Consider the following 776-nt stretch of genomic DNA (forward strand, 5'->3'; position numbering starts at 1 on the left):
GTTGTGTCGCGATAAGGCGGGCGGGACAAGAGAATTTCAATATGATTTGGATTGCTTATATAACCAGTGAATGGAATTGCTCGGCTGCGATTTTGGCGAAACCATTATCATGCATCTGCCCCATACGGATCGTGTGCATCAGCTCGATGCCGGCCAGGATGATGCGAGCACACCGGAAATCCTTGAAGCCCATCATTGGTTTGATGATGCGTTTGCTGGCGCGGTGATCCTGGTCCACGATGTTATTCAGGTACTTGTTCTGGCGTATCTTGATCGGTGTCGACCGCCCGGCGTTGAGCGCCTCGAGTGCGGCCAGATTGGCGCCGCTTTTATCCACGCTAATCGTGTCGGGCTCACTGTTCTGGTCAATCGCCTTCTCAAAGTAGCGGCGCGCAGCGGCCTTGTCACGATGGGCGCGCGCAACAGGAAATCAACCGTGTTGCCCTGTTTGTATACCCTCCAGCTCTTGCCAACCGCTCGCTTGTGCCATCCAAACGCCTTTTCGAACAACGGCACGAGCTTGATGACCCAGCGGTGCACGCTCGAATGATCCGCTTCAATGCCCCGTTCGGCCATCATCTCCTTCGAGGTTGCCCAGGCTCAGCAAGTACACCACGTACCAGCGCACACACAGCACTCACATCCACTGGATAGTGCGGTCGCTTCAGAACCTTGCCAATGCCAGCAGGTAGCGTCTTGCGCAGCGCCTCCTTCGTCTTGGGCATCTTGTTCGTCACTGTGATCGAGTGCAATTGCTAACCCAGCGCCTTAGCGCG

1 pseudogene is annotated in these 776 nt (G+C 55.7%); it reads right to left on the minus strand.

The window, feature by feature from the left end:
- Nucleotides 1-55 precede the first annotated feature (55 nt).
- Nucleotides 56-725 (minus strand): annotated as a pseudogene (locus tag HV796_RS42935) (IS6 family transposase).
- Nucleotides 726-776: the final 51 nt, after the last annotated feature.

The sequence above is a fragment of the Paraburkholderia humisilvae genome (assembly GCF_902859855.1).
GTDB classification, from domain to species: Bacteria; Pseudomonadota; Gammaproteobacteria; order Burkholderiales; family Burkholderiaceae; genus Paraburkholderia; species Paraburkholderia humisilvae.